Origin of the sequence: Rhodococcus sp. Q (genome assembly GCF_005503035.1) — a bacterium.
Lineage (GTDB): Bacteria > Actinomycetota > Actinomycetes > Mycobacteriales > Mycobacteriaceae > Rhodococcus_G.
Map to the genome: position 1 here is coordinate 1 of NZ_SCOY01000022.1, position 15,593 is coordinate 15,593.

The 15,593-nt window shown below is 69.6% G+C and carries 14 protein-coding genes; 6 read left to right on the forward strand and 8 right to left on the reverse strand.

The window, feature by feature from the left end; genetic code table 11:
• The 5 genes from FFS72_RS18605 to FFS72_RS18625 all read right to left on the reverse strand — a co-directional run.
• Positions 1-265: 2-oxoglutarate dehydrogenase E1 subunit family protein (locus FFS72_RS18605; protein ID WP_137875316.1), on the reverse strand; the 265-nt coding region annotated here is incomplete at its 3' end.
• Between the two features lie 131 nt (positions 266-396).
• Complete coding sequence (locus FFS72_RS18610) at positions 397-4,191, reverse strand: ABC transporter ATP-binding protein (RefSeq protein ID WP_137875317.1); 3,795 nt, start codon at positions 4,189-4,191, stop codon at positions 397-399.
• A gap of 43 nt (positions 4,192-4,234) precedes the next feature.
• Positions 4,235-4,993 (reverse strand): ABC transporter permease, encoded by a 759-nt coding sequence (locus FFS72_RS18615; RefSeq protein WP_137875318.1) that lies wholly within the window; start codon positions 4,991-4,993, stop codon positions 4,235-4,237.
• Positions 4,990-5,958 carry an ABC transporter ATP-binding protein gene (locus tag FFS72_RS18620; protein ID WP_137875319.1) on the reverse strand — a complete coding sequence of 323 codons (969 nt, stop codon included), beginning with the start codon at positions 5,956-5,958 and terminating at the stop codon, positions 4,990-4,992. The genes FFS72_RS18615 and FFS72_RS18620 overlap by 4 nt, the downstream gene beginning before the upstream one ends.
• A gap of 41 nt (positions 5,959-5,999) precedes the next feature.
• A complete protein-coding gene (locus tag FFS72_RS18625; RefSeq protein WP_137875320.1) occupies positions 6,000-6,890 on the reverse strand; it encodes an LLM class F420-dependent oxidoreductase in 891 nt (296 codons plus the stop codon).
• A gap of 21 nt (positions 6,891-6,911) precedes the next feature.
• Between FFS72_RS18625 and FFS72_RS18630 the strand changes: the two genes are divergently transcribed.
• The 4 genes from FFS72_RS18630 to FFS72_RS18645 all read left to right on the forward strand — a co-directional run bounded on the left by FFS72_RS18630 (position 6,912) and on the right by FFS72_RS18645 (position 12,352).
• Positions 6,912-8,060: a YbfB/YjiJ family MFS transporter gene (locus tag FFS72_RS18630; protein ID WP_137875321.1), complete on the forward strand. Its 1,149-nt coding sequence runs from the start codon at positions 6,912-6,914 to the stop codon at positions 8,058-8,060.
• Between the two features lie 117 nt (positions 8,061-8,177).
• Entirely contained in the window at positions 8,178-9,164 is a 987-nt protein-coding gene (locus FFS72_RS18635) for an AurF N-oxygenase family protein (RefSeq protein ID WP_137875322.1), read from the forward strand.
• 42 nt (positions 9,165-9,206) lie between these two features.
• The gene (locus FFS72_RS18640) at positions 9,207-10,973 is read left to right on the forward strand and encodes an FAD-dependent oxidoreductase (RefSeq protein WP_137875323.1); all 1,767 of its coding nucleotides are present in this window, start codon (positions 9,207-9,209) and stop codon (positions 10,971-10,973) included.
• A gap of 56 nt (positions 10,974-11,029) precedes the next feature.
• Entirely contained in the window at positions 11,030-12,352 is a 1,323-nt protein-coding gene (locus tag FFS72_RS18645; protein ID WP_137875324.1) for a diacylglycerol/lipid kinase family protein, read from the forward strand.
• A gap of 3 nt (positions 12,353-12,355) precedes the next feature.
• On the opposite strand, the gene FFS72_RS18650 is transcribed toward FFS72_RS18645, so the two are convergent.
• The 3 genes from FFS72_RS18650 to FFS72_RS18660 all read right to left on the reverse strand — a co-directional run bounded on the left by FFS72_RS18650 (position 12,356) and on the right by FFS72_RS18660 (position 14,184).
• Positions 12,356-12,997 carry a DUF305 domain-containing protein gene (locus FFS72_RS18650; protein WP_137875325.1) on the reverse strand — a complete coding sequence of 214 codons (642 nt, stop codon included), beginning with the start codon at positions 12,995-12,997 and terminating at the stop codon, positions 12,356-12,358.
• A gap of 67 nt (positions 12,998-13,064) precedes the next feature.
• Positions 13,065-13,475 (reverse strand): DUF6153 family protein, encoded by a 411-nt coding sequence (locus FFS72_RS18655; protein WP_137875326.1) that lies wholly within the window; start codon positions 13,473-13,475, stop codon positions 13,065-13,067.
• A 7-nt stretch (positions 13,476-13,482) separates the two neighbouring features.
• Positions 13,483-14,184 carry a YbdD/YjiX family protein gene (locus FFS72_RS18660; RefSeq protein ID WP_137875327.1) on the reverse strand — a complete coding sequence of 234 codons (702 nt, stop codon included), beginning with the start codon at positions 14,182-14,184 and terminating at the stop codon, positions 13,483-13,485.
• A gap of 101 nt (positions 14,185-14,285) precedes the next feature.
• Between FFS72_RS18660 and FFS72_RS18665 the strand changes: the two genes are divergently transcribed.
• Both FFS72_RS18665 and FFS72_RS18670 read left to right on the forward strand, forming a co-directional pair.
• Positions 14,286-15,137 (forward strand): helix-turn-helix domain-containing protein, encoded by an 852-nt coding sequence (locus FFS72_RS18665; protein WP_137875328.1) that lies wholly within the window; start codon positions 14,286-14,288, stop codon positions 15,135-15,137.
• Positions 15,134-15,541, forward strand: coding sequence for a VOC family protein (locus tag FFS72_RS18670; protein WP_137875329.1), 408 nt, complete (start codon positions 15,134-15,136; stop codon positions 15,539-15,541). Before FFS72_RS18665 ends, FFS72_RS18670 begins: the two co-directional genes overlap by 4 nt.
• The last annotated feature ends 52 nt before the right edge of the window (positions 15,542-15,593 follow it).

Sequence of the window (15,593 nt, forward strand, 5' to 3'; positions counted from 1 at the left end):
GAGTCGCAGCGGGCGTGGCGACCGGCGGGGCGGCGGCCGGCGCCGGCGCGGTGGCAGCACCGTTGGTGGCGGATCCGTTGGTGGTGGTGGTCGCGGCGGCGGTCACGGGGATCTGCCCGTTCGCGGCCGGCGCTTCCGGCTTGTAGTCGGTGAGGAACTCGTGCCAGCTCGCGTCCACGGATGAGGGATCATCCTGGAAGCGCTGGTACATCTCGTCGACAAGCCACTGGTTCTGTCCGAATTGTGACGTAGAACTGCTGCTCACGGCAGGTGTTCGCCTCGTTTCTCTCTTGTCCCCGAACGGCGCATGTACTTCGAGGCTAGTCCCCCGGCGTGACGCCTGCGCACCGGGCGCGATACGAGTGAGCTGCGTCACTGGGGGCACATTCAGCTCTCCTAATCGAGGACAGCTTCGGCGGCACGTTTATTCCCGACGCGGTGGAGCGTCGCCTGCCACAGGTCCTCGTACGGTCCGCCGGCGTGACGCAGCTCCGAGTGTGACCCGATCTCGACGATGCGTCCGTGGTCGACCACCACGACGATGTCCGCGCGTGCCGCGGTGGCGAGACGGTGCGCCACCACCACCGCGGTACGTCTGCGGGTCAGCCTGCTCCCGGCGTCCAGCACGGTGCGTTCGGTGGCGGGATCGAGGGTCGCGGTCGCCTCGTCGAGAAGCAGCAGGTCGGGGTCGACGAGTTCGGCGCGGGCGAGCGCGACGAGCTGCCGTTGCCCCGCGGACAGCCCCTGCCCGCGCTCGCCGATCGGCGTGAGCATTCCGCCTGGCAGCGCTGCGATGGTGTCGAGGGCGCCGACGGCGCGGGCGGCGGCGGTGATGTCGTCGCGGGTGGCGTCCGGCCGGCCGTACGCGATGTTCGAGGCGACGTCCCCCGAGAACAGGTGTGCTTCCTGCGGAACCACCCCGAGTCGGCCGCGGTACTCGTGAAGGGGGTAACGCCGCAGGTCGACGCCGTCGACCCGGACTTCGCCCGCGGTGGGGTCGTAGAAGCGGGCGAGGAGTTTGACGACGGTGGACTTGCCCGCGCCGGTGCGTCCGACCAGGGCGACGGTGGTGCCCGGCTCGATTCGCAACCTCACTGCGTCCAATGCATCGGTGTCAGCACCTTGATACCGAAACGTCACAGTGTCGAAATCGACCGTTCCCACCAGATGGCCGTCGATCGCTGTCGCGTCGGCGGTTGCGGCGGTCTCGATCGAGCTGGGGGTGCGCAGCAGATCGCCGATCCGCCGCAACCCGACGCGGGCCTGCTGGTACCCGTCGAACACCTGGGAGAGCTGCTGGATCGGGCCGAACAGCAACCCCAGGTACAGCACGAACGCAACCAGGACTCCGGCGGTGGTGTGACCGCCCGCGATCTGCGTCGCACCGACGTACACGACCGCCGCGAGGGCAAGATCGGACAGCAGCGTGATGAGCGGGAAGTACAGGGAGATGGCGGTCTGGGAGCGCATCCTGGCCCGCCGGTAGTCGTCCGCGCGTTCCGCGAACCGCCTCGCCGCGAAGTCCTCCCGGCGGTAGGCCTGGGCCGCCCGAAGTCCGGTGACGTTCTCCTGGAAGTCGGCGTTGACCACCGAGATCCTCTCCCGCGACACGGTGTACGCGGTCGACGACACCCTCCGGAACACCAGCGTCGCCACCGCGAGCGGTGGCACGGCCGCGAGTGCGACAAGCGCGAGCGCCGCGTCCGTCAGCAGTAGCGCCACCGAGATCCCGACCACGGTCAACACACTGACGACGGCGGTCGACAGGCCGGTTTGCAGGAACGTCGACAGCGCGTCGACGTCCGTCGTCATGCGTGTCATGATCCGGCCGGACAGTTCGCGCTCGTAGTAGTCGAGCCCGAGCCGTTGCAGGTGCGCGTAGCTGCGCACGCGCAGTCCGTAGAGCACCTTCTCGCCGGCGCGTGCGGTGATCACGGTCATGACCGCGACGACCGCCCAGCCGACCGCGACCAGGCCGACTCCGGCCGCCGTCGCCGACCAGAGTGCGGCGGGATCATCGGGGGTGACGCCGTGGTCGATCGCGAAGCGGACGATCGACGGGAACGCGATGCCGATCAGAGAGTCGACGGCCAGGCACGCCATGACCGCGACGAGGATCCAGCGCACAGGTCGCAGGATCGACGTCAGCCTGAATTCCGTGTGAGGGCGACGCAATTCGGCCTCGTCGAGGTCCGGCTGTTCCGTGGCGGGAGGTAGCTCGGCGACGGCGGCGCGCAGTTCCGGGGTGGCGGCGACGTCTCCCATCGTCGTCGGTCCACCGCGGCCTCCGGGTCCGCCGCCGCGGCCGACCCCCGCGGTGAGACTCCGGTTCGGCACCGCATCGGTGACGACGGCGTCGAACGCGAAGCCGGGGACGGTGTCCGGCCACAGTCGCGACGGGTCCGGTTCCGCCGCGGGCATCGAGACGCGCACGGGCTCGGGATCGGCATCGACCTCGGGGTCGGCGAGCAGTTCCCGGAAGAGGGAACAGCGGTCGTCGAGTTCCGCGACGGTGCCGGTGTCGATGACGCGGCCCCCGTCGAGGACCGCGACCCGGTCGGCGAGCGAGAGCGTCGAACGCCGGTGCGCCAGGATCAGGGTGGTGCGGTCACGGCGGTCCCGAAGAGCGTCGAAGATCGCGGCCTCGGTGGCGGCATCGACCGCGGATGTCGCGTCGTCGAGGATCAGCAGGCGCGGATCGACGAGCAGCGCCCGGGCCAGTGCGACACGTTGCCGCTGCCCACCCGAGAGTGTCAGGCCGCGTTCGCCGACAACCGTGTCGTAGCCGTCGGAGAGGCCCGCGATGAACTCGTCGGCCTGGGCCATCCGTGCCGCGGCCCGGATCTCCTCGGCGCTCGCGTCGGGCCTGCCGAGCGCGATGTTCGCGGAGACGGTGTCGGAGAACAGGAACGGCTCGTCGAACACGAGCCCGACGGCCTCGCGCAGCTGATCGGCACTCAGCGTCGCGAGGTCGTGGGCGCGACCGCCGACGGTGAGCGCGACGCTGCCCGCGCTCGGTGCGTAGAACCGCGGCAGCAGCAGCGACAGCGTGGTCTTGCCGGATCCGGCCCGGCCGACGACCGCGAGGGTTTCGCCGGGTGCGATGTCGAGGTCGAACCCGTCCAGTACGCGGCGGTCCGCGTCGAATCCGAAGGTGACCCCGCGCATCCGGACACCGAGCGGTCCGTCCGGCAGCGGTGTCGGGTGCGGTGGATCCGCGACACCGGGTTCGGTGTCGATCACCTCGTGGACCCGCTCGACGGCGGCCCTCGTCATCTGCGCGGTGATCACGACCGACGACAGCAACCGCGTCACGCTCGACATGGTCGAGACGTAGGTGGCGAACGCGAGGAACGTGCCGATCGTGATGACGCCGTTCAGTGCGAGTACCCCGCCGAGTGCGATGACCCCGACCAGCCCCAACTGCGGCAGCGCCGCCATCGTCGGGGTGAAGCGGGCATTGATGCGCGCGGCCCGCATGCGCTCCGCGTACAGGGTGCGACCGAGTGTCTCGAGCCTGCCGACGGCGCGGGTCTCCTGCCCGAACCCCTTGACGACGCGCACACCCGTCACCGTCTCCTCGACGTGCTGGGCGAGGTCGGCGGCACGCTGCTGCGACGACCAGGTCGCGGCGAACAGGGTCGGTCGAATCCGCCACACCACCAGCGACACGGCAGGCACGACGAGGAGCGCGACGACGGTGAGCAGCGGTGACAGCCAGGCCATCACGATCAGCGTGAGGACGAACTGCAGCAGTGCCCCCGCCGACAGCGGCACCATCGCGAGGAGGCCCTGGACGAGTTGCAGGTCGGTGATGGAGCGCGAGACCACCTGGCCGGTGCGGATCTGGTCCTGGCCGGCGCCGTCGAGTCGCTGCAGTGACGCGAGCAAACCGAGCCGAAGGTCGTGCTGGACGTCGAGGGACAGCCTGCCCGCGAGCATTCGCCGTCCGAACTGGCAGACGAAGCGGACCACACCGAGGGCGGCGATGGTGGCCGCGATCGCCGCGATGCCGTCGGTGACGCCCGCGCTCGCGTCGTCGACGGCCGTCCGCGTCAGCAGCGGGAAGGCGATGTCGATGACCGCCGCCACCATGGTGACCGCCAGGGAACCGAGGGTCAGTGATCGGTGCCGCCAGCACTCGGCGGCCAGCCGCCGGATCCAGCCGGGGCGATTCGTGGTGGAAGCCATTGCTTCCCACCGTAAACCTCGTGTCGGACACGGCCCGACGGAGTCAGGTGATGTCGCGGCGCCTCGTCGTCCACCAACCCAGTCCCACGGCGGCGGCCGTCCACACGGCCAGCCCGACCAGTGCTGCCTGCCACGGCGGCAACCACTCGATCCCGGCGGGGAAGGTCAGTGTCGACAGGGTCAGTGCCCCCGGTAGCCAGCCGACGGCGTCCTCGGCGCCGACATTGCGCAGGATCGCCCCCGCGATCAGCTCCCCGACGGGGAACCAGGCGAGCAGTGTCACCGATGCCGCGGTGGACGACGCGAACAGCAGGCTCAGGCCAGCCCCGATCAGGGCCCAGAGGGCGGTGACCACGGCGGCGACGGGGAGCAGCGCGAGGATCTCCGAACCGATGCTGACGTTGTCGCCACCGAAGACGAGCATGCAGGCGACGGTGACGATTTCGACCGCGACGGCGTAGCCGAATCCGAACAGGGCGGTCACGCCGAACTTCGTGGCGAGGACCGAATCGCGTCCGCGGGTGGTCAGGAAGGTGGGGGTGAAGGTGTGGTGACGAAACTCGGTGCCCGCGTTGATCGCACCGAACACCGCGGCGGCCAGCGAGGTTGCCATCATCGCGATCATCAGGGCGATCGTCGCGGCGGCGACCGGGTCCGACGAGTCGAGCGCATCGAGACCTTCGGCGACGGTGCCGTAGATCGTCCCCGTGAAGAGGGCGATGGACAGGGGTGGCAACGCGAGCGCCCACCAGAAGCGCAGCGTCAGGACCTTGCGAAGTTCGGAGGTGACCAGGGTGCTCATCGAGGACCTCCGGGATGGGTGGCGGGCGGGTACTGGCTGGGTGCCGCGAAGGGCTGCGCCGCGTACTGTCCCGCCGTCATCGCGAGGAAGACCTGTTCGAGGTCGACGTTCTCGGTGTCGGCACCGAACATCGTCACCCCCGCCGAGGTCGCGACGGCGGCGATCGTGGGGACCGGCGCTCCCCGGACCGCCAGTCGGCCGTCGGGCATCATCTGCGCGTCGGTGAGGCCCTGCGAGGCGAGCGCGAGTGCCAGTGCCGACGGATCGGAGCTGGTGACGAACACCCGCGCGCTGTGGCGTGCCCGCAGTTCCTCCATCTCGCCCTGGTAGACGAGCGAACCGCGGTTGACGATCACGAGGCGATCCACCGACTGTTCGAGTTCACGCAGCAGGTGGCTCGACACCAGCACGGTGCGGCCGGCTGCGGCGAAGGCGCGCATGAACTCGCGCAGCCAGGCCATCCCCTCGGGGTCGAGGCCGTTGGCGGGTTCGTCGAGGACGAGAATCTGCGGGTCGCCGAGCAGCGCCGTCGCGAGCGCGAGCCGCTGCCGCATGCCGAGCGAGTGCGTCGCCACCTTCTGGTGTGCGGCGGAGGCGAGTCCGACCAGCGACAGCACCTCGTGGGCCCGCCCGTCGGGGACGCCGATCGCCGCCGCATAGATGAGGAGGTGGTCGAGCGCGGTGCGCTTGGGGTGCACGCTCAGGGAGTCGAGTACCGCACCGACTGTTCGCGCCGGGTGGGGCAGGTCTCGGAACGGGACGCCGCCGATCGTGGCGTGGCCAGAGGTGGGCGCGACGAGACCGAGCAGCATCCGCAGCGTCGTCGTCTTCCCGGCACCGTTCGGGCCGACGAACCCGGTGATCGACCCGGCGGGAACCTGGAAACTGAGGTTCGAGACCACATGCGAGGTGCCGAACTGTTTCGTCAGGCCGACTGCGTCGATGGCCGGCACTCCAGCATTCATGCCAGAACCCTAATGTGTCCGGCCGGGTCGATCAGCGCTGGTTACCCGCGCAGGCCCAGTGCGGTGGCGAGTTCGCCGAGCGGAGGGAGCGCGTCACCGGTGGGCGGAAGCGACTGCACGCAGACATGGTCGGCGCCCGCATCGAGGTGGTCGTGCATTCGGGCGGCGACGGTGACGGCGTCACCGTGCGCGACGAGGGCGTCGATGACGGCGTCGCTGCCGCCGTTCGCGACGTCCGCGTCGGTGAAGCCGAGGCGCTTGAGGTTGCTGACGTAGTTGCGCAGGTTCAGGTACGGATTGGCCACCGGCGGGCGGCCGATCTCGCGGGCGGCGACCGGATCGGTGTCGAGCACGAACTTCTGCTCGGGCGCGAGCAGGACACCGGGTCCGACGAGTTCTCTGGCTTCCCGGGTGTGTTGCGGGGTCGTCAGGTACGGGTGTGCGCCCGCCGAGCGGTCGGCGGCGAGTCGCAGCATGCGGGGGCCGAGTGCGGCGAGGACGCGGCGCGACGCGGGAACGCCCGCGTCGTCGAGGACGTCGAGGTACTCGACCACCGCGTCGTAGGGCTTGCGGTAGACGTCCTGCGACGCCTCCGGGTGGCCGACGCCGATACCGAGGAGGAACCGGCCGGGGTGCTTGGCCTCGAGTCGGTGGAAGGACTCGGCGACCTCGGCAGCGGGCGCGGTCCAGATGTTGGTGATGCCGGTGGCGACGACGAGTGTGCTGGACGCGTCGAGGACCTGCTCGGGGATCTTCAGATCCGCGGGCGGTGATCCGCCGAGCCAGAAGGTGCCGTAGCCGAAGCTCTCGAGGGTTGACACGAATTCGGGTGTCAGGCCGTAGGCGTGGCGCCAGACGCCGAATCGTCCGAGGTCGGGTGTTGGTGTGGTGGTGGTCACGATCACTTGTAACCGCCGTCGGCCGAAACTCATTCCGGTCGTAGCGTGTGACGGATGGTCGAGGCTGGCATACATGATCGGTTCGTGGTGGCGCGGGCGTTCGTCGCGCTGTCGGTGGCGATGGGATTGGGTCGGTTCGCCTTCACTCCGATCCTGCCGCTGATGCTCGACCAGGCGGGCCTGAGTCCCGAGTCGGCCGCGACGCTGGCCACCGCGAACTACCTCGGCTACCTGGCGGGCGCGGTCGCCGCCATCGCGGTGCACCGGATCGCGCAGTCCGTGCTGTCGCTTCGGATCTCGCTGGTGACGCTGGTCGCCACGATCGCCGTGATGGCGGCCACCGAGTCGGTGACGGCGTGGCTGGTGCTGCGGTTCGTGGCGGGCGCGGCGAGTGCCGCGGTGTTCGTGTTCACGACCCGCGTCGCGCACCAACGGGTCCGCGCCGACGGCGACGGGGTCGGGTGGGTGTTCGGCGGTGTCGGCGGCGGAATCGTGCTGTCGGCGGCGGCGGTCCTGGTGTTGGGGGAGACCGCGGACTGGCGGGTCGCGTGGCTGGTGTCGGCCGTCCTCGCGGCTGTCCTCGCCACCGCTGCCTGGACGCTGCCGGGGGAACCCAGGACGGTGGAGCACACGGCGGCGCCGCGGCCCGCGGCGTCCCCGGCCGGGAGGCGCGGCTTCGCGTGGTTGACCGCGGCCTACTTCTGCGAAGGCATGGGATACATCGTGTCCGCGACATTCCTGGTCGCCGCGGTCGCCGCATCCGGATCGGCGCACTGGCTCGGGTCGGCGGTGTGGATCGCGGTCGGTGTCGCGGTGGTGCCGTCGTGCGTGCTGTGGATGCGGTTGGCGCGCAGGTACTCGCCCGCGTCGATGACGACCGTGGCACTGGTCGTGCAGGCCGCGGCGGTCGCGGTGTCCGCGGTGATCGGCAACGGCGCGGTCCAGATGGTCGCCGCTCTGTGCTTCGGCGGCACCATGATCGCGATCGTGATGCTCGCGCTGGGGGAGGGTGCGCGACTGGCCGGACCGCGTGCTGCCGCGATTCTCACCTCTGTCTACGGACTCGGGCAGGTACTCGGTCCGCTGGCCGTCGCGCCCCTGCTCGGTGGCGGCTATTCCGCCGCGCTCGGCCTCGCGGCAGCGGTGATCGCGGCGGGAGCCCTCTGCATGATTCCCGTACTGCGAGCCGATCGCGCGGCGTAGGTGCTGGTCGCAGGGATTTCGGCCGACCCCTGGATTTGCATGAAACTAGCAGTTACAGTTACCCGTGTTGCGGGCCACCGGCCCATCCACTGCTCGGCACCACACACGGGAGTAGCGATGACACTGTCGACGACTCGGAACGACCTCGACCAGGCCGATTACGACGACGTCCTGCGTCGGCTGTCCGAGGCCTCCGTGGACAAGCACTTCGACCCCTACGTCGACATCGCCTGGGACTCGCCCGAGTTCGCGGTCACCCCGAACGACCCGCGCTGGATCCTCAACCCGGAGGACGATCCTCTCGGCTCGCACCCCTGGTACCAGGCCCTGCCCGACGAGAAGAAGATCGAGATCGGGATGTGGCGGCAGGCCAACGTCGCGAAGGTCGGTCTGCAGTTCGAGAACATCCTCATTCGCGGCATGACCCAGTACGTCTTCTCCCTGCCGAACGGCTCCGCCGAATACCGGTACTGCACCCACGAGTGCATCGAAGAGGGCAACCACACCCTGATGTTCCAGGAGATGGTCAACCGCATCGGCGTCGACGCCCCCGGAATGGGTCCGGTGCTCCGGGGCCTGTCCCCGTTCATCCCGCTCGCCGCGGGACCTCTGCCCGAACTGTTCTTCGTCGGCGTCCTCGCCGGTGAAGAGCCCATCGACCACATCCAGAAGACGTTCCTGCGTGGCAGCGGGAACATGCATCCGATCATGAAGAGCGTGATGGCGATTCACGTCGCCGAAGAGGCCCGCCACATCTCGTTCGCCCATCAGTACCTGAAGCGCCGGGTACCGGAGATGTCCCGCGTCGGACGTTTCGCGCTCTCCATCGCGATGCCGATCACGATGCGCATCCTCTGCGACGCGATCGTGGTGCCGCCGAAGTCGTTCTGGAAGCGGTTCGACATCCCGAAGTCGGTGCGGAAGGAACTCTTCTGGGGCAGCCCCGAGACCCGGGCGATGCTGCGCAACTACTTCGGCGACGTGCGCATGCTCGCGCAGGACGCAGGGTTGATGAACCGCTTCTCGAAGCGGGTGTGGAAGGCCTGCAAGATCGACGGCGACGTCTCGCGCTTCCGCAGCGAACCGGTTCGCCGCGCGGCCTGACCGCCCGCCGCACCCGACCACACCAGATCGGAACACCTCGCCATGCCCCACGTCGTCACCCAGTCCTGTTGCAGCGACGCTTCGTGCGTCTACGCCTGCCCGGTCAACTGCATCCACCCGACGCCGGACGAACCCGACTTCCTCACGGCCGAGATGCTGCACATCGACCCGGTCGCGTGCGTCGACTGCGGTGCCTGCGTGTCGGCCTGCCCGGTCGACGCGATCGTGCCGCAGAAGAAGCTGACCGAGCCGCAGGTCCAGTACCTGCAGATCAATGCCGACTACTACAAGGAACCCCACGAGGACCGATCCCGCATCGGTGGCAGCGCGACTCGTCCCGCGCTCGCGAAGGTCACCGCGGCGCCTCGGGTCGACTCGAAGCGCGGCCCGCTGCGCGTGGCCATCGTCGGGTCGGGTCCGGCGGCGATGTACGCGGCCGACGAACTGCTCACCCAGCCCGGCGTCGCGGTCGACGTGTTCGATCGACTTCCCGTGCCGCACGGGCTCGTTCGGGCCGGGGTCGCGCCCGACCACCAGAAGACCAAGCAGGTGGCCCGGCTGTACGACACGATCTCCGAGCAGGCCGGTTTCGAGTACTTTCTCAACGTCGAGGTCGGTCGGCACATCACCCACGACGAGTTGCTGACACACCACCATGCGGTGATCTACGCGGTCGGCGCGTCTCGTGACCGCACCCTCGGTGTGCCGGGGGAGGACCTGCCGGGAAGTACCTCGGCCACCGACTTCGTCGCCTGGTACAACGGGCACCCCGATCACGCGGACGACCGTTACGACCTGTCGCATCGTCGGGCCGTCATCGTCGGCAACGGCAACGTCGCGCTCGACGTCGCTCGCATTCTGACCGCCGACCCCGACACGTTGGCAGGCACCGACATCGCGCCGTACGCGCTGGAAGCCCTGCGGGCCAGTCGCGTCGAGGAGGTCGTGATCGTGGCGCGGCGCGGTTTCGCGCAATCGGCGTTCACCGTTCCGGAGTTCGCGGGCCTGCTCGATGCGCCGGACGTCGACGTTGTCGTCCCGGCGGACGAGGCCGGGCTCGATCCGGTTTCGGAGGGGCTCGCCGAGCGCGGTGAACTCGACCACGCCGTGACGCAGAAGCTGCGGCTCCTCGCGAAGCTCACCGAGCCCACCGAGGGACGGCGCCGCATCGTGTTCCGCTACCTGCTCTCACCCACGGAGATCGTCGGCGACGATCACGCCACGGGAATCACGTTCGCCCGCAACGAGATCGTCGTCGGCGACGACGGCGCCGTTCGGGTGAAGGCGACGGCCGACACCGAGACGATCGACGCCGGTCTGGTCCTCACCTCGATCGGCTATCGCGGGGTGCCGATCGACGGGGTGCCGTTCGACGATGCGCGCGGGATCATCCCCAACGAGGACGGCCGTGTCCTCGAGGCGCCGGGAGGTGCCGTCGCCGCGGGCGTCTACGCCACCGGCTGGATCAAGCGTGGTCCCAGCGGCTTCATCGGCACGAACAAGTCGTGTGCGCAGGCCACGGTGCGGCACCTGGTCGACGACTTCAATGCCGGACTGCTGGCGCGACCGACGGCAGACGCGTCGGCGCTGCGCAACCTGGTCGGACAGCGGCAGCCCGCGGTCATCGACCGGGCGGGGTGGCAGGTCATCGACGCGGAGGAACGTCGCCGGGGCGCGGAGTCGGGCCGGGTGCGCGTGAAGATCACCGACGAGGCGGAACTCGTCGCGGTGGCACGGACCGCCGAGCCTCCGGTCGTCGCGAAGCGGGCCGTCCTGCGTCGGCGCACGGGGCACCTCGTCTCGTCCTGAACGTCGGGCATGCGTGTCGACGTGCAGCGCCGACACACACGGCGGAGAATCGGCCGATGGCCACCACCGCTGGAAAGCGTTCGATCCGCGCACGACGTTGGTGGGCGCGGGTCGCCTTCGCCGCGCTGATCGTCGCGGTACTGCTGCCCATCGTCGTCGCCGGACTGTTCGGCACGCTGGCCCTGCTGGCGTCGGCGTTCGGCGGGGTCGCCGTCATGGTCGCGTTCGGCTACTGGTTCCTCACCGGCCACGGCGTGGCGCGATGGATCTGCCTCGCGGTGGCGTTGCTGACGCCGATCGCGGTACTGATCCTGTTCGTTCAGCAGAACCTGCTGTGGGTCGTGCTGGTCGTGGCGGCAGCTGTGGTCGTCGCGGGCGCGTGCGGTCGCCTCGCGCTCAGTGAAGGCGGGCACGAGCGCTCGGTGGTGGAACACGAGGTTCCGCCACCGAAACGCCCCTTCCTGGTGATGAATCCGCACTCCGGCGGCGGCACCGTCGTCAAGCATGATCTGGTCCGACGGGCCGAGGAACTCGGCGCAGAGGTGGCGCTGCTCGACGGACCCGAGATCATCGATGTCGCGGAACTGGCCAGGCAGGCGGTCGCCCGAGGCGCCGACCTGCTCGGCGCTGCGGGCGGCGACGGCACGCAGGCCCTCGTCGCCGCGGTCGCCGCCGAGCACGACCTGCCGTTCCTCGTTGTCAGTGCGGGCACCCGCAACCACTTCGCACTCGACCTCGGCCTCGACCGCGGCGACCCCGTCGCCTGCCTGGACGCGTTGCGGGACGGCGTCGAGATCCGTGTCGACCTCGGCATGCTCGGGGACCGGGCGTTCGTGAACAACGCCTCGTTCGGGGTGTACGCGGAGATCGTGCGCAGCCCCGCCTACCGAGACGACAAGGGCGGCACCGTGCTGCGGATGCTGCCGGAGCTCCTCGGTGAGGGTGGCGGCGCCCGGCTGACGGTGCGGGCGGGCAACGTCACCGTCGACGGCCCCCAGGCGATTCTGGTCAGCAACGGCACGTACCGGACGAACGATCTCGCGGGGCTCGGACAGCGGACCGCGCTGGACGACGGTGTGCTCGGCGTGGTCACGGTGTCCGTCAGCAGCGCCCGGGACGCCGTCGGCCTGTTCGGTCGCACGCACGAACGCGGCCTGACGCAGCTGGCCGTCACCGCCGCCGAGATCGACGCCGACGTCGACGAGATCCCGGTGGGTGTCGACGGGGAGTCCCTGATGATCCGGACGCCGGTCCACTGCGTCGTCGTCCCCGGCGCACTGCGGGTGCGGGTGCCGCGGAACCGGCCGGGGGCGCGTCCCCCGAAGGTGACCCTGGACTGGGTTCGCCTTCGTGCACTCGCCTGGGGACGCGCCACCTGACGGCTACTGCCCGAGCATCGACTTCATCTGCTCTATCTCGGCCTGCTGGCCGGCGATGATCTTCCCTGCCAGTTCGTCGACCTGCTCACTGCGGCCGTTCGCCTGGATCTGCTGCGAGGAGTCGATTGCGCCCTGGTGGTGGGCGATCATCATCTCCAGCCACGCCCGGTCGAACTCGGCGCCGGTGGAGTTCTCGAGACGGGCCATGTCCTCGGCGGTCATCATGCCGCCCATGTCTCCCATCTGACCCATGGTGCCCATCGACGAGTGGTCCATGCCCTCGTTCATCATCGTCGGCTCGCCCCACGCGGTGAGCCAGCCGGTCATCTGCTCGATCTCGGGGTCCTGGGCGGCCTGGATCTGCGAGGCCAACTCCAGCAGTTCCGCGTTGTCGGTGCGCCCCTGCGCGAGCGCGGCCATCTCCACCGCTTGCTGGTGATGCGGAATCATCATCTGCGTCCACATCACGTCGGCGGCATTCCGGTCGGAGGAATTCTCCGAAGGCTGCGCCGACATGGTCATCGACATCGAGCCCATCGAGTCCATCGAATGACCCTGGTTGTCGTCGTTGCTGCAGCCCGCGACGATCAGCGCGCCTGCGGCAACGGCTGCGACGAATCCGGCGGTCCTGGTACGTGTGTTCATTTGTCTGCCTTTTTCTTACGGGTGTTTCCGAGTGGGACCGGACTGCGCGCACGGCGCAGTGGCCCTGTCAGACCCGAAGAATGCAGAGAGTTGCGAGACGGGTTGAGGTCGGCCGAGCGAACGGTGGTCCACGTCCCGAGTGGACCGGGATCACGCGTCGTCGGTCGCCCCCGATGGCGGTGCCGGTGAACGTCCCGAACAGCAGCAGTGCGAGAACCAGGACTACGCCCGCCGACACGACGGCCAGGCACGCGGCGAACATGTGCTGGTCACCGCCGTGGCCGCCGCCCTCGTGGTCGGGCATCGCGGGGTCGGTGACGGCTTCGACGACGGCCGCGGCGGCAATGCCGGGGGCCGAGTCGTGGCTCGACACCGGCATCGCGGTCGCCACGTGGTGCATGGCCAGTATCCCGAGGATCACGGCGAGCAGCAGGACCGCGCGGCGCGGCCCCGTGCTCGACTGGATGTCCCGGGTCATGCCACGATCATACCCCCTGGGGGTAGGTGTCAGGATATGCCTCGACGGTGATCACCCAGTGGGCCGGCGCGGGACCGAAGGCGTCACGGGCGTTCGCGACGACCCCCTTGCCGATCGTCCGGTTGCCCATGCTGCCGATCGCGGCGCCGATACCTGCGGGAACGAGCTTGCCGAGGATCAACGCGCTGCGCTTGGCCGCGTACTTGGTGACGAACGTCCGCAGCAGGGTCTGGTTCATGCCCGTCATCGTCTGTGCGGGCAGCTTCCCCGACAGCAGCAGTCCCCAGTTCTTCGTAGTGGTGCCGACCGCCTTCTCGACGATCTCCATGCCCGCTGCGCCCAGCGCGACGGACAGCACCAGTGCGCGCCTGCGCTCGTGGTTCTCGACCGGGATTCCGTGGACCGACGCCACCGCGAGGGTGAACAGCGCGCTCGCCTCCAGGAAGAAGGCCGTCTCCGCGCTGACGGCCGCGATGGACCCCGCGGTCCCGATCCCGGGGACCGCCGCCGCGGCACCGACCGCACCGCCGCTGCCCGTGACCGCCGTCAGGAACATCCGCTCGAGCCGCTCGACGATCTGCTGCGGCGTCTCGTCGGGATGGGCGCGCCGCAACCGCGACACATACGTCTCGACGGCAGGCCCCTGCAGCCGGGTGCCGTTGTCGAGCAGGGACGCGATCGCCGATTCCACGCGTTCGGTGATGTTCATGGGTCCATCCTCCTGTTCGGATGCGCACGGGCGGCCGCCGAACACAATCCCAACGCCCGGCTTGTCGCGATTGTTCCGGATACCCAGCTAGCCTCGGAAAGGTGACCGGTGTCTCCGAGGGGATGCGGGCCGCGCCCGCCACGCCGTTGCGGCCGTACCTCGGGCCGTACGAAGGCTACCGACTGGTCGGGTACGGGCCGGGTGTTCACCTGGGTACACCCGCGCCGGAGGTGACGGTCGTGCTGTCCTTGGACGCGCCCGTCAGCATCACCACCACCTGTCATCCCGAGCAGCCGGAAGGGTCGTGGGACGCGCTGGCCAGCGGTCTCGCCACCACCGCCGTCACCATCGCGCACGACGGCAATCAGCACGGCATCCAACTCGCGCTGACGCCGGCCGGGTCCCGAGCGCTGCTCGGCGTTCCCTCGGCGGCGCTCGGGGCCTGGATCGTCGATCTCGACGACGTACTCGGTTCGGACACAACCGAACTCGTCGACCGGATCGCCGCCGAGCCGCTGTGGCCACGGCGGTTCGCGATCCTCGACGAGATCCTGCTCCGCCGAGCGTCCGGTATCGAGTCGTCGATCGACCCCCACCTGCGGCGGGCCTGGCACCTGCTCACCGGCCCCGACGCCCCGCGCGTCATCGACGTGGCCCGCGACGTCGGCTGGAGTCGACGCCACCTGATCACCCGGTTCAGCGCCGAGTACGGGATCGGGCCGAAGGATGCGATGCGGGTCGCCCGATTCGACCGCTCCAAACGACTCCAGCGCAGGTCGCCCGACATGACCCTCGCAGCAGTCGCTGCGCACTGCGGATTCGCCGACCAGTCCCACCTCGCACGCGAGTGGCGCTCACTCGCCGGTGTTCCCCCGTCGACCTGGCGGGCCGACGAACAGTTCCCACTCGTACAAGACACCGAGGACGCGCAGCGCGCATCGTCGAGGGCATGACCACAGAATCGAGCACCACCATGACCGTCACCCACGTCTGGCCCACGCTCACCTACGCGAATGCCCGAGAGGCCATCGCGTTCCTCGTCGACGCGTTCGGATTCGCCCCGAAGGCCGTGTACGGCGAAGGCGATCGCGTCGATCACGCCCAACTCGACTGGCCCGAGGGCGGCGGCATCATGCTCGGCAGCCGCCGCGACGATTCGGTTCTCGCCGAACTGCCGGCCGGCGTCGGGTCCGTCTATCTCGTCACCGACCGCCCCGACGAGCTTCACGACCGCGCCCGCGCCGCAGGCGCGACGATCGTGAAGGGCCTCACCGACGAGGACTACGGCTCACGCGGGTTCACCTGCCGCGACCCGGAAGGCGTGTTCTGGAGCTTCGGCACCTACGCAGGCGAATAGTTGTCCGCCCGTGGCGCCTCGCTCCGCACGCCACACTCGGTCGGTCGTGGGG